26 protein-coding genes are annotated in these 22,895 nt (G+C 55.3%); 10 read left to right on the top strand and 16 right to left on the bottom strand.

The genetic code is table 11. The annotated features are described in order from the left end of the window. Positions 1 to 54: 54 nt before the first annotated feature. Both KIN_RS17395 and KIN_RS17390 read right to left on the bottom strand, forming a co-directional pair. The gene (locus KIN_RS17395) at positions 55 to 693 is read right to left on the bottom strand and encodes a hypothetical protein (protein ID WP_207710144.1); all 639 of its coding nucleotides are present in this window, start codon (positions 691 to 693) and stop codon (positions 55 to 57) included. A gap of 96 nt (positions 694 to 789) precedes the next feature. Beyond that, complete coding sequence (locus tag KIN_RS17390) at positions 790 to 3,096, bottom strand: DNA topoisomerase IV subunit A (protein WP_373281676.1); 2,307 nt, start codon at positions 3,094 to 3,096, stop codon at positions 790 to 792. A 151-nt stretch (positions 3,097 to 3,247) separates the two neighbouring features. On the opposite strand from KIN_RS17390, the gene KIN_RS17385 reads away from it, so the two are divergent. From KIN_RS17385 to KIN_RS17360, 6 genes are all read left to right on the top strand, one after another. Then, positions 3,248 to 3,529, top strand: coding sequence for a hypothetical protein (locus KIN_RS17385; RefSeq protein ID WP_159809449.1), 282 nt, complete (start codon positions 3,248 to 3,250; stop codon positions 3,527 to 3,529). 99 nt (positions 3,530 to 3,628) lie between these two features. Continuing rightward, entirely contained in the window at positions 3,629 to 4,462 is an 834-nt protein-coding gene (locus tag KIN_RS17380) for an SDR family NAD(P)-dependent oxidoreductase (protein ID WP_159809447.1), read from the top strand. A gap of 82 nt (positions 4,463 to 4,544) precedes the next feature. Beyond that, a complete protein-coding gene (locus KIN_RS17375) occupies positions 4,545 to 4,754 on the top strand; it encodes a twin transmembrane helix small protein (protein ID WP_159809445.1) in 210 nt (69 codons plus the stop codon). Continuing rightward, complete coding sequence (locus KIN_RS17370) at positions 4,755 to 5,327, top strand: cob(I)yrinic acid a,c-diamide adenosyltransferase (RefSeq protein WP_159809443.1); 573 nt, start codon at positions 4,755 to 4,757, stop codon at positions 5,325 to 5,327. It abuts the gene before it with no gap. Positions 5,328 to 5,491: 164 nt separating this feature from the next. Continuing rightward, positions 5,492 to 6,253: an electron transfer flavoprotein subunit beta/FixA family protein gene (locus KIN_RS17365; RefSeq protein ID WP_159809441.1), complete on the top strand. Its 762-nt coding sequence runs from the start codon at positions 5,492 to 5,494 to the stop codon at positions 6,251 to 6,253. After that, on the top strand, positions 6,253 to 7,179 hold the full coding sequence (locus KIN_RS17360) for an electron transfer flavoprotein subunit alpha/FixB family protein (RefSeq protein WP_159809439.1): 927 nt from the start codon (positions 6,253 to 6,255) through the stop codon (positions 7,177 to 7,179). The genes KIN_RS17365 and KIN_RS17360 overlap by 1 nt, the downstream gene beginning before the upstream one ends. Before the next feature lie 64 nt (positions 7,180 to 7,243). Here KIN_RS17360 and KIN_RS17355 read toward each other — a convergent pair whose 3' ends face one another. Beyond that, positions 7,244 to 8,059: a DUF6473 family protein gene (locus tag KIN_RS17355; RefSeq protein ID WP_159809437.1), complete on the bottom strand. Its 816-nt coding sequence runs from the start codon at positions 8,057 to 8,059 to the stop codon at positions 7,244 to 7,246. 161 nt (positions 8,060 to 8,220) lie between these two features. On the opposite strand from KIN_RS17355, the gene KIN_RS17350 reads away from it, so the two are divergent. Continuing rightward, a complete protein-coding gene (locus KIN_RS17350) occupies positions 8,221 to 9,096 on the top strand; it encodes a 3-hydroxybutyryl-CoA dehydrogenase (RefSeq protein WP_159809435.1) in 876 nt (291 codons plus the stop codon). Here the strand turns inward: KIN_RS17350 and KIN_RS17345 are convergent. From KIN_RS17345 to KIN_RS17315, 7 genes are all read right to left on the bottom strand, one after another. Next, complete coding sequence (locus tag KIN_RS17345; protein ID WP_243144964.1) at positions 9,093 to 9,983, bottom strand: lysophospholipid acyltransferase family protein; 891 nt, start codon at positions 9,981 to 9,983, stop codon at positions 9,093 to 9,095. The two genes, KIN_RS17350 and KIN_RS17345, sit on opposite strands and share 4 nt — an antisense overlap. Before the next feature lie 6 nt (positions 9,984 to 9,989). Then, entirely contained in the window at positions 9,990 to 10,259 is a 270-nt protein-coding gene (locus tag KIN_RS17340; protein WP_159809433.1) for an HPr family phosphocarrier protein, read from the bottom strand. Further along, positions 10,252 to 10,650 (bottom strand): PTS sugar transporter subunit IIA, encoded by a 399-nt coding sequence (locus KIN_RS17335; RefSeq protein WP_159809431.1) that lies wholly within the window; start codon positions 10,648 to 10,650, stop codon positions 10,252 to 10,254. The genes KIN_RS17340 and KIN_RS17335 overlap by 8 nt, the downstream gene beginning before the upstream one ends. A gap of 37 nt (positions 10,651 to 10,687) precedes the next feature. Continuing rightward, positions 10,688 to 11,557 (bottom strand): RNase adapter RapZ, encoded by an 870-nt coding sequence (rapZ, locus tag KIN_RS17330; protein ID WP_159809429.1) that lies wholly within the window; start codon positions 11,555 to 11,557, stop codon positions 10,688 to 10,690. Further along, complete coding sequence (locus tag KIN_RS17325) at positions 11,554 to 11,976, bottom strand: HPr kinase/phosphorylase (protein ID WP_159809427.1); 423 nt, start codon at positions 11,974 to 11,976, stop codon at positions 11,554 to 11,556. Before KIN_RS17325 ends, rapZ begins: the two co-directional genes overlap by 4 nt. Before the next feature lie 49 nt (positions 11,977 to 12,025). Next, positions 12,026 to 13,693, bottom strand: coding sequence for a sensor histidine kinase (locus KIN_RS17320; protein WP_159809614.1), 1,668 nt, complete (start codon positions 13,691 to 13,693; stop codon positions 12,026 to 12,028). A 78-nt stretch (positions 13,694 to 13,771) separates the two neighbouring features. Beyond that, complete coding sequence (locus KIN_RS17315) at positions 13,772 to 14,473, bottom strand: response regulator transcription factor (protein ID WP_159809425.1); 702 nt, start codon at positions 14,471 to 14,473, stop codon at positions 13,772 to 13,774. A gap of 307 nt (positions 14,474 to 14,780) precedes the next feature. Between KIN_RS17315 and KIN_RS17310 the strand changes: the two genes are divergently transcribed. Then, complete coding sequence (locus tag KIN_RS17310) at positions 14,781 to 16,379, top strand: phosphoenolpyruvate carboxykinase (protein ID WP_159809423.1); 1,599 nt, start codon at positions 14,781 to 14,783, stop codon at positions 16,377 to 16,379. 21 nt (positions 16,380 to 16,400) lie between these two features. Here KIN_RS17310 and KIN_RS17305 read toward each other — a convergent pair whose 3' ends face one another. Beyond that, entirely contained in the window at positions 16,401 to 17,168 is a 768-nt protein-coding gene (locus KIN_RS17305) for a sulfite exporter TauE/SafE family protein (RefSeq protein ID WP_159809421.1), read from the bottom strand. A 160-nt stretch (positions 17,169 to 17,328) separates the two neighbouring features. On the opposite strand from KIN_RS17305, the gene KIN_RS17300 reads away from it, so the two are divergent. Both KIN_RS17300 and KIN_RS17295 read left to right on the top strand, forming a co-directional pair. Further along, positions 17,329 to 19,020, top strand: coding sequence for an acyl-CoA dehydrogenase family protein (locus KIN_RS17300; protein WP_159809419.1), 1,692 nt, complete (start codon positions 17,329 to 17,331; stop codon positions 19,018 to 19,020). Between the two features lie 35 nt (positions 19,021 to 19,055). After that, the gene (locus KIN_RS17295) at positions 19,056 to 19,442 is read left to right on the top strand and encodes an META domain-containing protein (protein WP_159809417.1); all 387 of its coding nucleotides are present in this window, start codon (positions 19,056 to 19,058) and stop codon (positions 19,440 to 19,442) included. On the opposite strand, the gene recO is transcribed toward KIN_RS17295, so the two are convergent. Genes recO through lepB form a run of 5 tightly spaced genes read right to left on the bottom strand, consistent with a single transcriptional unit; the run spans position 19,435 to position 22,861 of the window. Continuing rightward, entirely contained in the window at positions 19,435 to 20,151 is a 717-nt protein-coding gene (recO, locus tag KIN_RS17290; RefSeq protein WP_159809415.1) for a DNA repair protein RecO, read from the bottom strand. The genes KIN_RS17295 and recO overlap by 8 nt on opposite strands. Beyond that, positions 20,151 to 20,480 (bottom strand): DUF1491 family protein, encoded by a 330-nt coding sequence (locus KIN_RS17285; protein ID WP_159809413.1) that lies wholly within the window; start codon positions 20,478 to 20,480, stop codon positions 20,151 to 20,153. The genes recO and KIN_RS17285 overlap by 1 nt, the downstream gene beginning before the upstream one ends. Further along, entirely contained in the window at positions 20,477 to 21,388 is a 912-nt protein-coding gene (gene era, locus KIN_RS17280; RefSeq protein ID WP_159809411.1) for a GTPase Era, read from the bottom strand. The genes KIN_RS17285 and era overlap by 4 nt, the downstream gene beginning before the upstream one ends. Next, complete coding sequence (rnc, locus tag KIN_RS17275) at positions 21,381 to 22,064, bottom strand: ribonuclease III (protein WP_159809410.1); 684 nt, start codon at positions 22,062 to 22,064, stop codon at positions 21,381 to 21,383. The genes era and rnc overlap by 8 nt, the downstream gene beginning before the upstream one ends. 14 nt (positions 22,065 to 22,078) lie before the next feature. Then, on the bottom strand, positions 22,079 to 22,861 hold the full coding sequence (gene lepB, locus KIN_RS17270; protein ID WP_159809408.1) for a signal peptidase I: 783 nt from the start codon (positions 22,859 to 22,861) through the stop codon (positions 22,079 to 22,081). Between the last annotated feature and the right edge of the window lie 34 nt (positions 22,862 to 22,895).

The raw sequence follows: 22,895 nt of genomic DNA, 5'->3' as shown, positions 1-22,895 counted from the left end.
CGCGCGGTACCTATTCAGGATGCTGGAGAAAATCAAGCGGGAGTTGGATATTCCCTAGGTGGCAGGCACATCGGCATCGGTGGCGCCGTCCGGCAGGTTGTCTGGAATTTTCAGAACATCTTCTTCTGCCGCGGCGCGATCTTCTTCTGTGGGCGTCACGCCAAACCATTCTGAATTCGCCACTAGAAATCTGCCGATCGCAGCAGACATCTGGGTTGCAAGGTTATTCATCTGTTCTTCGCGGTCACGGGTAATGCCGGACCCAAAGACCGTGCCACCGTCAAGCTGCTCGAAGATGGTCAATTGCCGGGGCGGCTCGTTCAGCTTTTTGGCAGCTGCGTCGTCCCAGACCGTCAGGCTTATCACGAGAACCGATTTCGGTGACAAAAGCACAGGCACCCCCGGAACAGCCAGTGCGTAGCCATCAAGGTTGATCCCCAAATGATAGAGTTTATCGCCCTCATAACCGCCAAACTGTTTTTCGATTTCGCCTTCCAGCAAGGTTTCCCATTCCTCTGCGGTTGCCTCGCGCGTCGGTCCGATCTTCCGCGCGTTCTTTGTGACCACGATGTTGTGGCCCAATCTGAAATCTCCCAAATTGAGATCACGGGTGGCGTCCGGGTCTTTAACTCCGCAGGCCGTCAGCACAAAACAGGACAGTGTCAACGCTAAGAATGTTTTGATGTAGCCCATACCCTGTCCGCTCTTTTTTTGTTTCTACCTTGATACGCAAGACGCGTATTACGCGCAATCGCTACAAAACGCTGCGCGCAGGATTTCAGGAAAGCTTTAGGTGAACTTGTTGCTCCGTGGGAAACCGTAAGGCGGTCGCTTGCCCACGCCCGCGCGTTTTCCAAGCCATTCTGTTAGGTCAGGTTCATGCCGAGTTTTACCACCGCCCATCGACCAGGACAGGCCGTCTGACCAGTTGAAGGTCGTGACATCCGAGAGACCGCCATCCAGTTCAAGCGAGCCCTGCTTCCCGCGCGCCATATTATACTTCTGCAGCCTGACGCCCTTGCCTCGGCCCATCTCGGGCAGTTCAGACATCGGGAACACAAGGAATTTTCCGTTCTGAGAAACGATCGCGACATGATCGCCATCCGCTGGAACGCAGATCGCGGCGCGGGTGTTGTCTTTCACATTCAAAACCTGACGGCCGGCGCGCGTTTGTGCGGCAACTTCCGCCTCCGGCACGATGAAGCCGTCGCCCGCCGTAGACGCAACGAGCAGCTTGCGGTCCGGTTTGTGGATAAACAAATCAATGATCTCAGCTTCGTTTGGCAGATCGACCATCAATCGCAGCGGTTCACCCATGCCGCGCCCGCCGGGCAAATTGGACGCGGAAAGCGTATAAAAACGCCCGTTCGAACCGAACACCAACAGCCGGTCCGTTGTCTCCGCATGGAAAATGAAACGCGGACCGTCACCATCCTTGAACTTCAACTCACGCGCCAGATCGATGTGACCTGTCATGGCCCGGATCCATCCCATCTGGGAGCAGACAATCGTGATCGGTTCCCGGTCGATCATTGCTTCCAACGGAACATCGGCCACCTCAGTGGCTTCGCCAAACTGGCTGCGTCTTGCGCCGTATTCATGGGCCTGACCGAACAGCTTTCGGGTCTCGCGCAACTGTTCGGAAATCTTCTTCCACTGTGTCTCTTCGTTTTCCAACACATCTTCGAGGGCAGCCCGCTCGGCCATCAATTCATCTCGCTCGCGCCGCAACTCCATCTCTTCGAGGCGCCGCAGCGATCTGAGCCGCATGTTCAGAATGGCCTCAGACTGAACCTCCGTCAGCGAGGGCTCTCCGTCCCTTGCGCGCGGTCCCTTGTAGTCGCTCTCCGACCGGGCACGGGGATGGTCCAATGACCAGTCTTCGAACATGAGCGCGGATTTCGGATCATCGTCGTAGCGGATGATGTCGATAACCCGATCCAGATTGAGAAAGGCGAGAATGAACCCTTCGAGCACCTCCAACCGGTGATCAATCTTATCAAGGCGGTGTTGGCTGCGCCTTAGAAGAACGTCGCGCCTGTGATCGAGAAACGCCCGCAACACTTCTTTAAGTGAACAGACCTTCGGCGTTCTGCCATCAATTAGGACGTTCATATTGAGCGAGAACCGCACCTCGAGATCGGAATTCCTGAACATCATGCCCATAAGCACGTCCGGCTCGACATTCTTGGAGCGTGGCTCGAGGATAACGCGAATATCTTCTGCGGACTCGTCACGTACATCCGCCAGAATTGGTATCTTCTTGGTCTGAATAAGCTCTGCGATTTTCTCAATCAGGCGAGATTTCTGCACCTGATAAGGGATCTCCGTGACGACAATCTGCCACTGACCGCGCCCCAGATCTTCGACTGACCACGTGGCGCGCAGTCTGAAGGATCCACGACCCGTGCGATAGGCCTCCGCGATATTCTCACGTGGCTCGACTATCGTGCCTCCGGTCGGGAAATCGGGGCCAGGCACGTAGTCCAGCAACGTTTCATCGCGTGCGTTGGGCGCCTTGATCAGATGAAGACAGGCGTTGCATAGCTCTTCGATGTTGTGAGGTGGAATATTCGTCGCCATGCCCACGGCAATGCCAGAGGATCCGTTTGCAAGCAGATTTGGAAACGTCGCGGGCAGAACGACCGGTTCTTCCAACCTGCCGTCGTAATTGTCCCGAAAATCGACGGCATTCTCATTCAGTCCGTCCAGCAAAGCCTCCGCCGCAGTCGTCATGCGCGCTTCGGTGTAGCGCGAGGCCGCGGGGTTATCGCCGTCGATATTGCCGAAGTTGCCTTGGCCGTCCACCAGCGGATAGCGGACATTGAAATCCTGCGCCAAACGCGCCATCGCGTCATAAATCGCGGCATCTCCGTGAGGATGGAAATCACCCATCGTATCGCCGCTAATCTTAGCAGATTTCAGGAATCCGCCACCGGAATTCAGCCTCAGGCGGCTCATTGCATAGAGAATCCGACGATGCACAGGTTTCAATCCATCCCGCGCATCCGGCAGGGCTCGGTGCATGATTGTCGACAGCGCATAGGTCAAATAGCGATCGCCAATTGCGCGCCGCAAAGGTTCCGCAATCTCCATCTGGGGGCTATCGTTCGCTTCGACCATAGATGCTGTGTAGCGCTGAGGCTCAGGTAGGTAAAGCAGGGAAAAATTGGTTCAATTGCCGTATTTTTGCCTTCTCTTCGCTTTAGTCTCAAAGCCCGAGGATTTTCAACCCGGGAGGGTTCAGATGTTCAAATGGGTCGCCTGCCTCTGTGCAGCAATTTACGTCACACTGGTTTTATTCAGCGACGCAAAGATCGACGCGTCGGTCGAAGAGGCTGCGGTCATTCCCGCAGTGACCGAACCGGTCGAGGCGAAGATTGTGGTCGCCGTCCAACCTGCCGCGCCGCAACCTGCCGAAACGCCTCTGCCATCAGCGACACCGGTTGCCGCGATATCCGACATCACCGAAACAGAAGAACAGGCACGCCCTGTGATCATGTTCATTCCGCAAGAAGAGTCTCAATAGGCCTCCGCGCCTGTTGCTTTCCGAGCAACGCGCCCAACTTTATCCGCCGGACGTGACAGACATCTCGCGAACGTTTCTGATGTCGTTTACGCAGTGCACATGGCACAGAAATCCATCCTTATAACGGGCTGTTCGTCCGGCATCGGCTATGATGCCGCTCATTTCATGAAAAATGCCGGGTGGCAGGTCTTTGCAACGTGCAGGGCGGAGCCCGATTGCGCGCGACTTCGTGGCGAGGGTCTTGAAAGCTTCCCACTCGACTACACGGACACCGATAGCATGACCGCAGCGGTCGCGGAGTGCGTTTCGCGCACAGGCGGCACATTGGACGCCCTTTTCAACAATGGGGCGTATGGCTGCCCCGGCGCGGTCGAGGACTTACCAACCGAGGCACTCCGCGAAATCTTTGAAACAAACCTCTTTGGGTATCATGAACTGACCCGGCAAATCATTCCTATCATGCGGGCACAGGGCCATGGGCGGATTGTCAATTGCTCCTCTGTTTTGGGATTGGCTGTCATGCGCTGGCGCGGGGCCTACAACGCGACAAAATTTGCCATGGAAGGTCTCACCGACACACTCCGGCTGGAGATGCGGGGCACAGACATACATGTCATCCTGATAGAGCCTGGGCCGGTCACCTCGAAAATCCGAGAAAATTCAATTCCGCATTTCGAGCGCTGGATCGATTGGAAGGCGTCACCACGCAAGGACCAGTATGAACGCACCCTGTTGAAGCGTCTCTATGAGCCGTCGTCCGGCCCGGATCAGTTTGAATTACCCGCATCTGCCGTGTCAAAGAAGCTTCTTCATGCCGTAGACAGCCCGCGTCCGCGTCCGCGATACTATGTGACGACGCCGACATATGTGATCGGGTTTTTGCGCCGCATTTTATCCACGCGAGGTCTGGACTGGGTCTTGTCCCGCATCTGATCGGCCGGCTGCGGTTCGCCTTTTCGAAAAGCTCCGCTAGGTCTGCCCCTATACCGGCGATAAGCCTTCGAAGGACTATGATATGGCGAACGACCCTCTATTTCTCATTGCCGCACTGGCCTGCGGCGTTGTGCTTTTCATTCTGCTGCTCGGCATCGGCGGATTTGCGAAGGGCGGCGACTTCAACCGCAAGCACGCGAACCGTCTGATGCGCTACAGGATCGTGGCGCAAGCTGTCGCTGTCGCACTGATTTTGGCGTTTGTTTTCTTTCGGCGCATGGGGGGCGCGTAGATGGTCATTCTCAACAAGATCTACACCAAGACAGGTGACGCGGGCGAGACGGCCCTCGGGAACGGCGCGCGGGTCGCAAAGCATTCCATGCGGGTCAATGCATATGGCACAGTCGATGAGGCGAACGCGACCTTCGGCTTGGCCCGGTTGCATGCAGAGGGTGAAATGGACATTCAACTGTCCGCAATTCAAAACGATCTCTTCGATCTTGGCGCTGATCTTTGCCGCCCGGATATGGAGAAGGACGCCGAAGCAGAATATCCGCCCCTGCGCATGTTGAGCACCCAGGTAGATCGCCTCGAGGCCGAGATCGACGCGATGAATGATGCGTTGGAGCCACTCCGGTCCTTTATACTTCCTGGCGGATCACCCTTGGCCGCCGCCCTTCATATGTGCCGCACCATCTCTCGCCGCGCCGAGCGATTGACCGTTGAGCTTGCAACGATGGAAAACGTCAACCCCGCCGCCGTTCAATATCTCAACCGGCTCAGTGACTGGTGTTTTGTGGCCTCCCGCATCGCCAATAACGACGGCAAGGATGACGTTTTGTGGGTGCCTGGCGCAAACCGTTAAGTCGCCGATCAGCAACCCGGCGCGCAGGAAGGGAGACAAAACGCGGCGTCGTTTTCATCAAACGCGTCGATTTTTCACTGTTTCCGGCGAAATAGCTTCGCTACACCCTGTTGCAGTCTATTTGTCGCCCATCCGGCGACGTGTTTATCAGGGAGATACCGCCGATGAAGGTCCTCGTACCCGTAAAGCGCGTGATCGACTACAACGTGAAGGTCCGCGTGAAGGCGGATGGCAGCGGTGTTGATCTTGCCAACGTCAAAATGTCCATGAACCCGTTCGACGAGATTGCTGTCGAAGAAGCCATCCGGCTGAAAGAAGCGGGCAAAGCGGATGAGATTGTTGCTGTTTCCATAGGTGTGAAGCAGGCTCAGGAAACACTGCGGACGGCCCTTGCCATGGGCGCGGATCGGGCGATCCTGATCGTTGCGGCCGACGACGTGCACACGGATATAGAGCCGCTGGCAGTTGCCAAAATCCTGAAGGGGATTGTTGATGAAGAGCAGCCGGGATTGGTGCTCTGCGGCAAGCAAGCCATCGACAATGACATGAATGCCACGGGTCAGATGCTCGCAGCGCTGCTGGGCTGGAGCCAAGCCACCTTCGCAAATGAGGTCAATATCGACGGCGACAGCGCGGTCGTGACCCGCGAGGTTGATGGTGGATTGCAGACAATCAAGGTAAAGATGCCGACAGTTGTCACGACTGACCTTCGGTTGAACGAGCCGCGCTATGCGTCGCTTCCCAACATCATGAAGGCAAAGAAAAAGCCTTTGGACGAGAAAACACCCGCCGATTACGGCGTTGATGCTGCAGCGCGTCTGACAGTGGTGAAAACAGAAGAACCGGAAGCACGCAAAGCTGGCGTAAAGGTGGCGTCCGTCGATGAACTGGTTGCGAAACTGAAAGACGAAGCGGGAGTTATCTGATGGCTGTTCTTCTTATTGCAGAGGTCACAAATGGTGAACTCAACGTCGATGCGACATCCAAAGCGGTCACTGCAGCGACCGCTTTGGGCGATGTGACAGCGCTGTGCTGTGGCGCGTCATGCTCGGGCGCTGCCGAAAGCGCCTCTAAGATCGCAGGGATTTCAAAGGTCCTTTGTGCAGAACATGATCTTTACGGCCATCGCTTAGCTGAACCCGCTGCTGATCTGGTTGTAAGCCTTGTAGGCGATTACGAACACATCGTCGCACCAGCAACGACCGATGCAAAAAACCTACTGCCGCGGATCGCGGCCCTGCTGGACGTGATGGTTATCTCAGACATCACGGCTGTGGTAGACGGCAATACATTCGAGCGCCCAATCTATGCTGGGAACGCGATCCAGACTGTTCAGTCCACGGACGCGGTCAAGGTGATTTCCGCGCGGACCGCGAACTTTGATGCGGCTGGCGACGACAACTCCGCACCGATCGAAAAGATAGACGCTGCCAATGATCCCGATCTTTCGGAATGGGTCGAGGACAAGGTGGCTGAAAGCGATCGCCCCGAGCTCACATCCGCAGGCATCGTGGTGTCTGGTGGTCGGGGCGTCGGGTCCGAAGACGATTTCGCCATGATCGAAAAACTAGCTGACAAGCTGGGTGCAGCAGTCGGTGCGTCCCGGGCAGCGGTCGATTCGGGTTATGCGCCGAACGACTGGCAGGTTGGTCAGACCGGTAAGGTCGTGGCCCCGGATCTCTATGTCGCTGTCGGTATTTCAGGCGCGATTCAGCACCTTGCTGGCATGAAGGACTCGAAGATTATTGTCGCCATCAACAAGGATGAGGAGGCCCCGATCTTTCAGGTTGCCGACTATGGACTTGTCGCCGATCTTTTTGATGCTGTGCCGGAGCTGATCGAAAAGCTCTGATCCGTTTTCAGGAAGGTTATGCAGATTTAGAAGGCCCGCAGACAATTCTGCGGGCCTTTCTTATTCAGAGTGCCTTGACTAATTTCTTTGCAATCACGTCATGGATGTCGAGCCCAAACATCTCTTCCGCTGCGGCGGCTTCGAGTTGTGGGAACATCATCCCGAAGGTGCCACGTTTCGCCATGGAATTCGTGACATCAACCTCAACGATCCCGTCAACCATCTCACGGATTTCGTCGATCATGTCAGCGTCCACAAACAGCGGGTCTTGACCAAGAGGTTGATCAGCAAACATCCCACCTTCGCGCTTATCCCGCAGCCATAACAAGACCTTTTGGCCGGCAATGTTGCGCAGCATAAAGCGCATTCGCGCAACCCAAGCCTCCTTGAGCTCATCCTCGACGGCCGAGAATTTTTCCGGGGTAACTGACTTCAACGTCATCAGCAGGTGCCGCGTAAACGAAAACTCCGTAAAATCGATCTCTCTGAAGATCGTCTGGAACAACGTTGACGCTTTCAAGAACCGGTCATTCCGGCGTGGGTGAACCGAGTAGAAACGGTTCGACATGTTATGGGCGCCCATCACTTGAATGACGGTCGTTTTCGCATTGTCGCAGATCTTCAAAAGGGACGGATCCTTCACGAAGGCATCTATTCCTGCATTCACCGCACCAAAGTTCGCGACTTGGGTCCCAAGCTCATCCTCAACCAGACTGGCAAAGGGTTTCTCGATGTATTTCCCGAACATCTCTGTTCCGCCCAGAAAGGCGTGATAGGGTTTCTTGAGATCCTTCCGCGGGCCGCGAAATAGGATTTTCGATTGCCCATATAGGCAAAGCTTATAGTCCAGTGGACTTTCGTTCATTCCTTCGTAGGCCATTTTCCCACCTCATTTTTCTCACACCAGAGCAATTTGACTCCGATGGATTGCCAAATTGCTAAATGGATAATTTGAAAAGAATTTTGGGCGTTCCGAGGCCTTGCGTGCCCTGTTCCCGGCGTCCTATGCTTCCCACGGATTTACCAAAAAGGCGTGGTGTGATGGAGATCGGAAAAGTCGGCATTGTCGGCGCGGGTCAGATGGGCAACGGCATTGCGCATGTCTTCGCGCTTTCCGGATATAACGTTATTCTCAATGATATTTCTGAAGACGCTCTGTCTGCGGCCGTTCGCCAAATCGAAGGCAACCTAGAGCGTCAGGTCACGCGCGAAAAGATAACTACCGATGCGCGTCAGGAAGCGCTTGAGCGGATTTCTACAACGCTCAAGCTTCCCGATTTGGGCCAGAGCGATCTGATCATCGAAGCCGCAACCGAGCGCGAAACGATCAAGACAGCCATCTTCGAAGACCTGATGCCGCATCTCGCACCGCATACTATTTTGACATCGAACACCTCTTCGATCTCGATCACGCGACTCGCATCTCGTACGGATCGCCCGGAGAAATTCATGGGTTTCCACTTCATGAACCCGGTACCGATCATGGAGCTGGTCGAGCTGATCCGGGGTATCGCCACTGACGAGGAAACATTCAAAAGCTGCCTTGCCGTTGTTGATCGCCTTGGAAAGACCGCCGCGAGTGCCGAAGACTTCCCGGCTTTCATCGTCAATCGCATTCTGATGCCGATGATTAACGAAGCCGTCTACACGCTCTATGAAGGCGTAGGGAGTGTTTCGTCCATTGACAGCTCACTGAAGCTGGGGGCCAACCATCCAATGGGTCCATTGGCGCTGGCGGATTTCATTGGGCTGGACACCTGTCTCGCGATCATGAACGTCCTGCATGATGGCCTTGCCGACACGAAATACCGGCCGTGCCCTTTGCTGACGAAATATGTCGAGGCCGGATGGCTGGGCCGCAAGTCGAAGAGAGGCTTCTACGACTACCGGCAGGATCCGCCCGTTCCAACGCGCTAGGCTTGGTTTTTCAACGCGACCGTCTGCTCGCGAAGCCATGACACAAAGCCGCGAGGATTGCTCGACCATCTCTTGATGTCTTCTTCGGCGAAGGGTTCGCCGACCACAGGGGCTTGTGGTTTGTACAGAGCATGCCGCACTTCGTAGATCAGAAGCCCTTGGCGCAAGGTCGGTGAGATTCGGTTTGCGATCTGATACCAGCGCGAATTTTGTCCTGGAAAAAAGATCGGCACCACCGTGGCGCCGGATCTTTGGATCATCTTCGCGGTGAACGGGTTCCAGTCTGCTTCGATGGCAGGACCAAAGGGCGTTTCGGACGTGGCAACAACACCAGAGGGAAACAAAACGATCACACCGTCATTTCCCAAATGCTCCATCGCGGCGCGGCGCATTTCCAGGTTTTGCTTCAGCGCATCTTCTTCGTGTGGGAACGGTACGGGAATCATGAATTGGTCGATCGCGTTCACGCCAGTGAGCAATGATCGGGTCAAAATCTTGTAGTCCGTCCGGACGCGACCGATCAGGTCGGCAAGCACCATACCGTCCACAAGACCATGGGGATGGTTGGCAACAATGATGACGGGCCCCGTTTTCGGAATATTCTGAATCTGCTCAAGCGGTGTCTGAAGCTCGATCCCCATCACATCAAGCGCGTCACGCCAAAACCCTTGGCCAAATTGTACACCTCCACGTTCGAACTTGCGGATCAGTCGAAGCAGATGAAGTTTACCAGTGAGCCACTCCATCACTCGAATAGTGTTGGCTTTCCATGGATTTACGAAGGTATTCGCGTAGGACAGATTTCGTTTGTCATAAGGAACGTAGACCGGATCGTCACTTTGCTCAGTGCTGTCCGATTGGTCGTCGTGCGTGCTGAGCTCGACCACCGGGGTCTACATCTCTTCACCGAACCGGTTGGCAACCAGTTCGGCCAACGCCACTGACAGAGCATCTGCATCAGGCCCGCGGGTCTTTACCAAAATTTGAGTACCACGAGATGCGGCTAACATCAAAAGCCCCATAATGCTGTCACCCGATACGTCCATGCCGTCCTTGCTGACTGTGGCCTGAGCGTCGAATGTCTCGACCACTTCGACGAATTTCGCCGAAGCACGTGCATGAAGCCCCTTTTCGTTAATAATATTGCAGACCTGCTCAGCCATGACCCGCACGCCCGTTAAAACTGCTTATATACTTTCGGCCCGCTTCTGCTGCCATGTCAACGGCCTGATCAACTTCTAGGCCACGGGACTTGGCCAGCTTAATCAGCATCGGAAGGTTGGCACCGTATAAAATACGGCGATTTCGCGGACTACACGCCGTAAGCGACAGGTTGGACGGGGACCCACCGAACATGTCGGTGACAATCACGACACCATCGCCCGTGTCGACATCGTCCGCAGCCTCGCAAATTTCGTCCTGTTTGGCTTGCCGATCGTGATTTGCCTCAATGGTGATCGCTTGAATACCATCCTGCGCACCCACCACATGCTCGATTGCCGCAAGATATTCCCTTGCGAGTCCGCCATGCGCGACAATAACGATCCCTATCACTCGGTCTGTGTCCCTTGTACGGTCCCCGCGCGCTGCATCAAACGCGCCGTTCAAGCTCTCGATGACGTATAGACACTTGCCACCCCTTATTTGCAAGGGCTCTGCCAAGCATTTCCGCGACGGAAACAGATCTGTGCTTTCCGCCTGTACATCCGAAACTAACAGTAAGGTAGGACTTTCCTTCCTCGCGAAAAGCCGGAAGCAAATCGATCATCAGAGCTTCGATCTTGTCGAAAAAAGATGCAAAGCGCGGATCGCTTGAAACGTAGCTTGCAACCTCGTCTGACTGTCCTGTCAGCGCCCGCAAGTCTGGAACCCAATGAGGGTTTTGTAAAAACCTACAATCGAAAACCATATCTGCCCCCCGCGGTACGCCGCGCTTGTAGGAAAATGACTGGATCGACAAGGAAAGTTGCAGACTATCGCGCTTTGAAAACCAGTCTGCCAGTTCTGCTCTGAGATCGTGTGGGCTTAGGTCGGATGTATCGATCAGGAACTCGGCCTGCGATCTCAGATCACCCAGCATCAACTGTTCCCGCTCAATCCCGTCCTGCAGAGATCCGCTATCTGCCAAAGGATGCCGCCGACGGGTTTCGGAAAAACGTCGGATTAACACGTCGGGACGGCAGTCTATGTAGAGAAGATCAATGTGAAGGTCCGGCGAGCCCTCAAACCGCCCAATCAAATCAGAGAGAGCATTGGCGTCAAAATCACGGGTCCGCGCATCCACCCCGAGCGCAAGCGGCCGCTCTGGTGCCGGACCGTCCAGAATTCTGGGAATAAACGACAGCGGCAAGTTATCAATCGCTTCAAATCCAAAATCCTCAAGGGCACCAATCGCTGTCGAACGTCCAGCACCCGACGGTCCTGTAACGAGCACCACACGTTGCTCGATTGGTTCGCTCATCTGTCCATATCCATTGCCAAGATCGATTGCCTCTTCAGATAGTGAAATAGCGCGTAGGGGAAATGTAAGGTATCGGCTCTTTGCTTAAGCGGGACATTTTGACCCAGAATTTCGCAAGTGCGGTCTTCCGGCGACCGCGCGTCTTCGGCGATCACCATATCGACCACGAGTGACACGCGCGCCGGTGAGGACTGTTGGACGTCGATGAGGCCAAAGTGGCGCGCTTCGATCAGGGTAGGCAAAGAGATCGGACGTCGGACAACCAGATGCCCGCTGTCGCTTAGAACCTCGCTTTGATCATCGCAGATGAGGTCGCACCCAAGCGCCATGAGATGTAGGGCAAGCGACGACTTTCCACTGCTGGAGGGTCCTCTGAGAATGGCTGCGTGTCCGTCCAGCGCAACTGCCGTTCCATGCATAGTTATGCTAGAGATGTCGCTCGCAACAGGTCCCTGTCGCGTCAGCATGTCAGGTTGGGAGACCTACAACGAACCGCGCGCCCAGCGGCTCAGAGGTCAGATCAGCGTCCGTTGGTCGGATATTTTCGGCCCAGATAACGCCGCCATGGGCCTCGACAATCTGTTTGGATATGGCGAGGCCCAGACCGGAGTGGTTGCCAAACTGCTGTTCCGGTCGCTCGGAATAAAACCTGTTGAACACCTTGTTCAGCGCCTGATCGGGAATGCCCGGCCCGGTATCCTCGACGACCACCAAAACGCGATTATCCCGCCGCCGCGCCCAGACGCGAACGGCGTCGCCATCCTCGCAAAAGGACGTAGCGTTTGTGATCAAATTCACGAAAACTTGAGCCAGTCGCGCCTCTAAGCCCTGAATGACGATCGGTTCCTTTGGAACGTCCTTGATGAATTCAACACCCTTTTCAGCAGCTTGCTGTCCCAAATACTCCGTCAGGTTGTTGATCATTTTCATCAAGTCGAACGGTTCTTCATCCTCTTTGACCAGTTCGCTGTCCAACCGAGACGCGTTTGAGATGTCACTGACGAGCCGATCCAACCTGCGCACATCGTGTTCGATCACCTCAAGAAGCCGTTCGCGCTGCTCGACTGTTTTTGCGACATGCATCGTTCCAACAGCCGATCTCATAGAGGCCAGAGGGTTCTTGATCTCGTGTGCGACGTCAGCCGCGAACTGCTCGTTCGCATCGATCCGTTCGTAGAGTGCGGACACCATCCCGCGCATAGCGCCACTCAAACGTCCGATCTCGTCGGGCCGTCCGGTCAAATCAGGAATACGAACCCGGCTAGGGCTCATTTTGCGCACGTTCTTGTCGCGACCAAGCTCGGCGGCAGCGGCCAGATCCGAAAGGGGGTTGGCAATCGTACTGGCCAAAACGAGAGACAGACCGATTGAAACCAGAATTGCGATAACGAACATCTGCAAGACCTGCTCACGCTCTGCCCGGACCAGCATGTCGATCTGGCCCGCGACCGTCGTTAGGGCGACAACACCGATAGGAACGCCGCCAGCCTCAATCGGGGTCGCCACAGAAAATATGCTGCCGCCAGTTCCATCTTGGCCATCAATAAGTGTGGTTTCCCCGGCGAGGGCCGCGTCCAGAAGGCTGCGTACCTCTTTCTCACCATCCAGGTTGGGCAAAACGACTTCGGTCGATCCAAGGACGCCCGAGATTGAGGCCCAGACGGAATTCAGAAATCCAGTAATCAGCGTGCCGGTGGGATCGTTCTGCAGGGCTTCGAGTGCCACATTCCGCTTTGCCGGATTACCGCGGGTCGTCGCGACCACGGTCCCGGACGTGTTGAAAACATAGACCTCGACATCAGCCGAGATATCGAGACCAGTCAGGGTGTCTTCCAGCGCTTGGTTGCCTGGTTCTGAGAAGTCTTCTGCCCTAGCAACGGGAAGCTGGGCCTCGAAAACATCAGCGATAAGCTCAGCCTCTGTAACCAAGCCCGCCTGCCTCTGGATGACCAGACTGTCTCGGAACGGATTCAAAAAGAGAACGCCCGCAACCAAAACGATGAGTGCGAGCAAATTGAATGTAATGATCTTACGAGCGAGCGGCGAACGGTTAAGTGAGACGAACGTGCGTTTTCGCCTTCGCGATTGGATTTCAGCCTCGACAGCGTCGTCTGACGCTGTCCAGTCTTCCCCCATCACCAAGTTGTGTTCATCATCCAAACGTCCATCTGACGCCAAATCTTGTGCCACGACCGCTCTCTAACGAAGATGTTTTTATTCTTCGTTATACCTGTATCCGATCCCGTACAGCGTCTCAATCGCGGAAAAGTTGTCATCTGCAGTCCGCATCTTCTTCCGCAGCCGTTTGATGTGGCTGTCGATCGTACGGTCATCAACGTAGACCTGATCGTCGTAAGCGACGTCCATCAGTTGGTCACGGCTCTTTACGAAACCCGGGCGTTGGGCCAAAGCCTGCAGCAGAAGGAACTCTGTGACAGTCAGCGAGACGTCGTTACCTTTCCAAGTGACGGTATGACGGAGCGGATCCATGATCAGATCGCCGCGCGTCATCACCTGCGCAACTTCGCCTTCGCCGGCGTCATCTTTTGCAACGGCTTCCTTACGACGCAGAATAGCGCGGATGCGTTCGACAAGCAGACGTTGGGAAAACGGTTTGCGTACGTAGTCGTCAGCCCCCATGCGCAGGCCAAGCACTTCGTCAATCTCGTCGTCTTTAGATGTCAGAAAAATGACGGGCACTTCGGACTTCTGGCGCAGGCGCTGCAAGAGATCCATACCGTCCATCCGGGGCATCTTGATATCAAGAACGGCCATATCCGGCATTTTTCGAGTGAAAGCATCCAGCGCGCTTTGGCCGTCATTGTAGGTTTCCACCTCAAATCCCTCGGCCTCGAGCGTCATCTGTACAGACGTCAAAATATTTCTGTCGTCATCGACTAAAGCAATTTTCGACATTGGAGTTCCTTTATCCTGCCCATAACGTTTTTTTAACCACTTTTCGGCGTGTAAAAAACCGAATCAACGAAATTATGGCGAATCGACGCTCGGGTTGCCTTACTTAGCTCTTTTTCGTCCTAACGTTTGCCTAATTTCGCGCAGATTTCCGGAATGATAACGCTAACTCAGGCGATGTGCCTAGTTTCATGCGCGCTGCACCGTGGTATAAATGGCTTAGATATCCGTAGCTGATATTCGTCGCGGCATTAAAACTGCGCGACTTCGTTTTTTAGCCCTCGAGACCGCAAGACTTGGAGCATTTAAGATGACCACGGGACGCGTGAACCCAAAAAATACACTTCAACATCAAGGAATTGAAGGCTTGGGGGCCGTCTTCTATAACTATCTGGAGCCAGCACTCGTCGAAGAGGCGCTGAAGAGGGATGAGGGCACGCTGGGCGAAGGCGGCACGTTCCTTGTAAATACTGGCAAGCACACGGGTCGCTCCCCAAAAGACAAGTTTGTTGTGCGATCCGATAGTACTGAAGATACGATTTGGTGGGAAAATAATGCCCCCATGACCCCTGATGCATTTTCGCAACTGCATGCAGATATGTTGTCACATATGAAGGGGCGTGATTATTTTGTGCAGGATCTCTTCGGTGGCGCCGATCCAGCAAATCGCCTGGATGTGCGTGTGATTACAGAACTTGCTTGGCATGGCCTGTTTATCCGGCACCTGCTGCGGCGCCCTGAAGCCAATGAGCTTGAGAGCTTTGTTCAGGACTTCACAATCATCAATTGCCCGACATTTCAGGCGAACCCGGAGAAGCACGGCTGCCGCTCTGAGACTGTTATTGCACTGAACCTCGATGAGAAGATCGTACTGATCGGCGGGACGGCTTATGCGGGCGAAAACAAGAAATCCGTTTTCACCCTTTTGAACTACCTTCTGCCCGCGAAAGGCATCATGCCGATGCACTGCTCCGCCAACCATGCGACGGGGAACCCAGCCGATGCTGCGGTTTTCTTTGGTCTGTCCGGGACGGGGAAAACAACACTCAGCGCGGATCCTGCCCGCACGTTGATCGGAGACGATGAGCATGGTTGGTCGGACCGCGGCACGTTCAACTTCGAAGGTGGTTGCTATGCAAAGACGATCAATCTGAGTGCAGAAGCCGAGCCCGAGATTTACGCGACGACAAAGAAATTTGGAACGGTCATCGAAAACATGGTGTTCGATCCTGAGACAAAGGAACTGGATTTCAAAGACGACAGCCTGACCGCAAACATGCGCTGTGCGTATCCGATGCATTACATCTCGAATGCGTCTGATACCGCTTTGGGCGGACATCCGAAGAATATCATCATGCTGACCTGTGATGCCTTTGGTGTGCTTCCTCCGATCTCGCGATTGACGCCTGCACAGGCAATGTACCACTTTCTGTCTGGCTTCACCTCCAAAGTGGCAGGAACAGAACGGGGTGTGACCGAGCCGGAGCCCACATTCTCGACCTGCTTTGGCGCGCCTTTCATGCCGCGTCGGCCAGAGGTCTATGGAAAACTGCTGCAGCAAAAAATTGCAAAGCATGGGTCCGCATGCTGGCTTGTGAACACTGGCTGGACGGGCGGTGCTTATGGCACTGGCTCACGTATGCCAATTCGGGCAACGCGCGCGCTGCTGACGGCTGCTTTGGATGGATCACTTGCTGCCGGTGAATTCCGTAAGGATCCAAATTTCGGGTTCGAGGTTCCGGTGTCGGTTCAAGGCGTCGCTGACATCCTGCTTGATCCGCGTCGTACGTGGGACGACGTTTCGGCCTATGACGCGCAGGCCAAGAAATTGGTGACGATGTTCGCCGATAACTTTGAGCAATATGTGCCACACATCGATGATGATGTGCGCGACGCAGCCATCGGCTGACAGATTTGGCAGGCGCGACACTTAGAATGTCGCGCCACGCCCTACAAGGTTGGCCCCAATCAGCAAAAGCAATGCAAGCGTCGTTTTGCGATAGATTTCATGGTTCATCCGGTCACCAAATCGGAAACCAAACGCCATGCCAAGAATTGCGGGAATGACGAAGAAGGCCGAAAGACCCAAGGTTTTCTCAGTCAACAGGCCGGATTGTAGGTGACCGACGAGCAAAACGACGGACCCACAGCCGTAGATCACGCCCTGAACGATCATTTGCTTTGCCTTCGGTGTGTTGACCGCCAAGAGGTACAGGACCGTCGGCGGGCCCCATGACCCGGCCAGCCCACCCAGCACGCCTGAAGTCAAGCTTGCGACGGTTTCAAAGCCCTTACTGCTTTGATCCGAAATCTGGCATCTCACGCCCAACAGTTGCACAAAGGATAAAGCAACGATCGGGCCGCCAAGCAGCAGGTACATCATGCGGCTTTCCACATACATGATGAACTGAGACGAGACGATAACGCCAATGCAGACCAGCAGGATATAGCGCCAATGCTCCCGCAGCACGCTCAGCGCTGTTCTGAGGCCCCCACGAGCGATCTGGATCAGATTTGTCACAAGAAGCGGAAGAACCAAGGACGCGACAATCATCTTCGGGTCAGTAAGAAATGACATGCCCGATACCACGATCATGGGCATTCCGAAACCGGTCGCGCCTTTGAGGAAACCACCGATAAACATAACGCATACAGCACCAACAACGGCACCGTACGACAACACTAGATACGATTCCATGAAACCTAATTGTCGATTAAAAGTGTTCTCACTTTGTCCGAAAAATGCAATCTTCCGCTGCGACATAAAAGTTCATTTAGCTTCATTCATGTGAATTATAATTGCGCTGCAAGTGCGAAAGATTTATTCCAAAGCCAAGCTTTGAAAGAGGATTCGAACGATGGCGCACGACGGACAAGACATGCCCCTGCAGGCTGACAGCTCACCCATTCTCGCCGACCTTCTGACAAAAACAGCAGTCGCGGTCGGAGCCGTGCAGACCATACTCGAGACCGCAAAGACCAAGGTTCGCGACGTAGTCAGCCACGACGGTCGTGTCTCCGGCGCGCTCATCGAGCAGAACCAGACAGCGGCACACGGCCTAGCTTGGCTTGCGACATATACCGAAGCCCTCGGACAGATGCAGAAATGGGCCGAAGGGTTACAGTCGACCGGTCGCTTCGGTGAGACAGAACAACTCCTGCACCAGATCGCGTTCGGCGAATACCTCTGGCAGATCTACGGCGGAATCCCGATGTCACAGGGTGAAATCCTCCGCCTGCAAGACATCGGTCTAAGCCAGGATGATCAGCGCGCATTGATGACTGATGACGTTATGGCGTTGACCCAAAACGGCAATACACAGCAGGCCCGCACGCGGCTTGTCGAACTGATGCAAGAACAGTCTGCCAATATCACCGTAGGCGCATCGGGCCTCGACGAAGAACTTGAAATGATCCGGGAACAGTTCCGCAGGTTCAGCGTCGATCGTGTAGAGCCCCATGCACATGACTGGCATCTGAAAGACGAGTTGATCCCGATGGAGATCATCAACGAGATGGCTGAGCTGGGCGTTTTCGGCCTGACGATCCCAGAGGAATATGGTGGCTTTGGCATGTCCAAGACCTCCATGTGTGTGGTGTCGGAAGAACTTTCGCGTGGCTATATCGGCGTCGGCTCTTTGGGCACCCGGTCTGAGATCGCAGCCGAACTTATCCTGTGCGGCGGCACGGAGGAGCAGAAGCAGAAGTGGCTTCCGCAACTCGCGAGCGCTGAAACGCTTCCGACAGCGGTCTTTACAGAGCCGAACACAGGCTCTGACTTGGGTAGTCTGCGCACACGGGCTGTGAAAGACGGTGACGATTACAAGGTCACCGGCAACAAGACATGGATCACCCACGCGACGCGCACGCAGGTTATGACGCTCTTGGCGCGGACAGACCCGGAGACGTCTGATTACAAGGGGCTGTCCATGTTCCTTGCAGAAAAGACACCCGGAACCGACGAGAACCCGTTTCCAACGGAGAATATGACAGGCGGCGAAATCGAAGTTCTAGGATACCGCGGTATGAAGGAATACGAGCTGGGGTTCGACAACTTCCATGTGAAGGGCGAAAATCTGCTCGGCGGCGCCGAAGGGCAAGGCTTCAAGCAGTTGATGCAGACATTTGAATCCGCTCGCATTCAGACAGCCGCCCGCGCCATTGGAGTTGCGCAATCCGCGCTGGATATCGCGATGCAATACGCGCAAGACCGCAAGCAATTCGGCAAGGCTCTGATCGAGTTTCCACGAGTCTCCGGCAAACTCGCGATGATGGCGGTGGAGATCATGATCGCGCGCCAATTGACCTATTTCTCTGCCTACGAGAAAGACAACGACCGACGCTGTGATCTGGAAGCAGGCATGGCCAAGCTTCTGGGCGCACGGGTGGCCTGGGCCTGTGCGGACAATGGTCTGCAAATTCACGGTGGGAATGGCTTCGCGCTGGAATACAAGATCAGTCGCGTTCTGTGCGATGCGCGCATCCTGAACATCTTCGAGGGTGCCGCGGAGATTCAAGCGCAAGTGATCGCCCGACGCGTGCTTGGATAGTTCACCTTAATGCGAGGGGCTGCTACCCTCGCATCATGATCAGATTTGTCATGCTTCTCGCCGTTTTGAATGCCTGCCAGGGGGATGAAACCCTGACGGCCTATGGCGCAGCTGACACCATTTGGGCCGTCACCGAAATTGACGAGCAGGCGTTCGCAGCCTCAGCCACGATCAGCTTTCCGGAGCCGGGTAAGATTCGTGGGCAAGGTCCCTGCAACCAATACTCCGCCACGCAGACAGTGCCTTACCCATGGTTTAAGGCAGAGGCGATCGTATCGACCAGACGGTCGTGTGAAAACCTGGCGGCGGAAAACACCTACCTAAGAGCGCTTGCAGCGATGACACTCAGTGAAGTGTCCGGCGATAGCATGATCCTCAGCAATGAAGACGGCGCGACCATCGTGTTCGAAGCCGTCAGGTGAAGAAATCAACCAATCGCTGACGTGCGGGTGGCAAGGGCTTGTTGCCCAGTTGTGGCGCCATCCAGTTTTTCAAGAAATATCCAGTTGTACGCAAGCCTTCGCTCATCTCATCGAGCGACCCATCACCAACGCCCCGCAAGCAAGCAGGCAGAGGCAACAGGCGATCCGCCCACTCCCCCGCTGCCGAGCTCGACACCGCGCGGCCGGATTTAGGCGAAACGAAGGTCAGTTCTTGGGTGGTGCCGCTGACCGCACAACTCGACAGATCCAGGCCAAACCCCATATCCTCAAGAAGCGCCAACTCCCATTGCAAGTAGGCGAGTGGCCAATGGGGATTTGCACCAAGCAGATCAAAAAGAGCGATCGTCCGATCATAGAGATCAGGGTGCGGATCACGTTCAGCCAGGGCAAAGCTCAGCAAACCGCAGAGTGCGTTCAACCCAGCCAAGGCTTTTCGATCATCCATCACTTGCGCGGCACGCGATTTCAACGGTTCGATCGTGAAGGTGCCCAAATGATCCTCAAGGCGCGCGCGCCAACTGACATGCAACTGGGCACCTGGTTGCATCACTGGCGCCAGTTTGCGGGACGTACCGCCCCTGACGATCCCGGCGTGTCGTCCATGATCGGGTGTAAATACCTCGATAATCGCCGCGTTCTCTCCGTGGCGACGCACGGCGAGCAGAACTCCTTCCGACCTCCACTCCATCAGACCAGCCCCGGTTCATCCAACAGATGGCGCCCTGCTTTGTCTTCTACCTCGATCACCCAGACGTCCGGATCAAAGCTGCGCTGCCGTGTGAGAGAATCGTCAACAATGGCCTCAGGACCGTTGGCCAAGACGATCCAAGCCCGCTCGCCCGTGTTGAGATCGAATGACCTTTGATACGCAACAGCCTTGCCATCCAAAGTGTTCAACTTGATCAAAACGGCCCCGGCCGTGGTGTCTCCCTTCGCGACGACGAAGGCGGGAATATCAGAGAGCCGCAGTCGCGCGAGATATGCGCTTACCCAGAAGTCAGAGGTGAGCTTCGTCATGCATTCCCATCGCGGAAGTCGAGCCCCATTTCGGAGTACCGCTCGCTTTCCTCCAGCCAATTGGGCCGTACCTTCACTTGAAGGAAAAGGTGTACGGTCCGGTCAAGGAACTCTGCCAGTTCTTCCCGCGCTGCCTTGGACACCGCTTTGATTGTCTCGCCCTTGTTGCCCAAGACGATGCCCTTATGGCCGTCCCGCATCACGTAAATGATCTGATCGATCTTGGCGGAACCGTCTTTGCGCTCTTCCCAATTCTCTGTCTCGACGGTTAACTGATAAGGCAATTCCTGATGCAGGCGCAGCGTCAGTTTCTCTCGCGTCATCTCGGCTGCAATCATACGCAGAGGTAAATCTGCGATCTGATCTTCCGGATAGAGCCACGGCCCGGCTGGAACCTCTTCCGCAAGCCACTCTCGCAGATCCTGCACACCATGACCTTTCTCGGCCGATATCATGAACGTCTTCGCAAATGAGAACCGCTGGTTCAGATCTTCAGTCAGTCCAAGCAGGACATCCGACTTCACCCTGTCAATCTTGTTAATCGCCAGCGCCACTTTTGCTTTACCGACGCGTTCGCCCAATCCATCCAGAATTGCGCTAACCCCACCGGTTATCCCACGGTGAGCCTCAACCATCAAAACAACGATATCCGCATCGGAGGCACCGGTCCAAGCAGCTGCGACCATGGCACGGTCCAACCGCCTGCGCGGTTTGAAAAGTCCCGGTGTGTCGACAAAGACAAGCTGGGACTGCCCTTCCATCGCGACGCCGCGAATACGCGCTCGCGTGGTCTGCACCTTGTGGGTCACAATAGAGACCTTAGCGCCGACCATGCGGTTGAGTAGCGTCGACTTCCCTGCATTCGGCTCGCCAATCAGAGCGACGAAACCCGCGCGTGTGTCATCCATCTTCGAGAATCTCCAAAAGTGCTTTCGCGGCGGCCTGTTCGGCCTGCCGTTTCGCAGATGCAACAGCTTCCTCGGACTGTCCGGACGCAATTGTAACACGGACCCGAAATTTCGGAGCATGGTCCGGTCCATCTCGCTGAACCACATCGTAGCTTGGCGGAGCCTCACCGCGGGCTTGAACATATTCCTGCAGCGCAGTCTTTGGATCGCGCGCATCGACCTCAACGTCAGCAATGCGTTTTCCCCAAAGCCTCAGTATTGTCTGTCTTGCCGCCTCAAATCCCCCATCGAGATAGACTGCAGCTATAACGGCCTCCATCCCATCGCCCAGCAGCGCCTCTTTCCTGCGCCCGCCGGACAGCATCTCTGATTTCCCCAGCCGCAAAACAGAACCAAGATCAATCTGCCGTGCGACATCCGCGCAGGTCTCTTTCCGCACAAGCGCATTGAACCGTGGTGCCAGCACGCCCTCAGCCGCAGCTTTATCATCCGCCAGCAGGGCTTCGGCCATCACCAAACCCAGAACCCGATCGCCAAGGAATTCCAGGCGCTGGTTGTCCGGACGGGTCGAGGACGAAATTGACCCATGTGTCAGAGCGCGTGTGACAAGTTCGCTGTCGGAAAACTCATATCCAAGACGCGCGCAGAACGCGTGAACATCAGCGCTGATTTTCATACGCGCGATCTCATTCAGATCGCCTTGAAAAATCTGTCGGCCCGCCATGTCCAAAAGTACAGCATCCGCCCGCCCGCAGACGAGAAGATCACGCGGTCTGCACGACCCAATAGATTTTCAAAGGGAACAAATCCAACCCCGCCGCCCGACTGCGGAAAGCGAGAGTCGACGGAATTGTCCCGGTTGTCGCCCATGAAGAAGTAGCTCTCTTCAGGCACGGTATAGATCGGCGTGTTGTCTGGCCCAAATCCATCGCGGATGTTGAGAACAGCGTGGCTGGTCCCCCCCTCCAACTGTTCGATGGCGCGCTCCTTTACGCATTCACCGCCCAAAGGTACGGGTTCAGCGCAATTTGGCAATCCACCCACGGACCCTTGCGGTTCGTAGGTTTCTACGAATTGGCCATCGGGTGTCTGGTCCTGCCGCTGACCGTTCAGAAACAGCACGCCATTTCTGACCTGAACCGTATCACCCGGCAGTCCAACCAATCGCTTGATATAGTCCTGACCGTTGACGGGATGACGGAACACAACGACATCTCCACGTTCTGGCTCGCTGCCCAAAATCCGTCCGGAGATCGGACAGATACCGAAGGGGCAGGAGTATTGTGAATAGCCATACGCCATCTTGTTGACGAAGAGGAAATCGCCGACCAGCAGCGTGTCTTTCATAGATCCCGAGGGGATCCAGAACGGCTGAAAGAACAAGGTCCGGAAGATGCCCGCGATCAGCAGGGCATAGACGACCGTTTTGATTGTCTCGCCAATGCCTTCCGACTTTTTTGCTGTGCTCGCCATGCGTCCCGCCTTGTGTGCAATATCCCGCGCTATG

Source organism: Litoreibacter roseus (assembly GCF_009811795.1).
GTDB lineage: Bacteria > Pseudomonadota > Alphaproteobacteria > Rhodobacterales > Rhodobacteraceae > Litoreibacter > Litoreibacter roseus.
The sequence above is the reverse complement of the archived record's forward strand: the minus strand, read 5'-3'. Positions and strand labels throughout refer to the sequence as shown.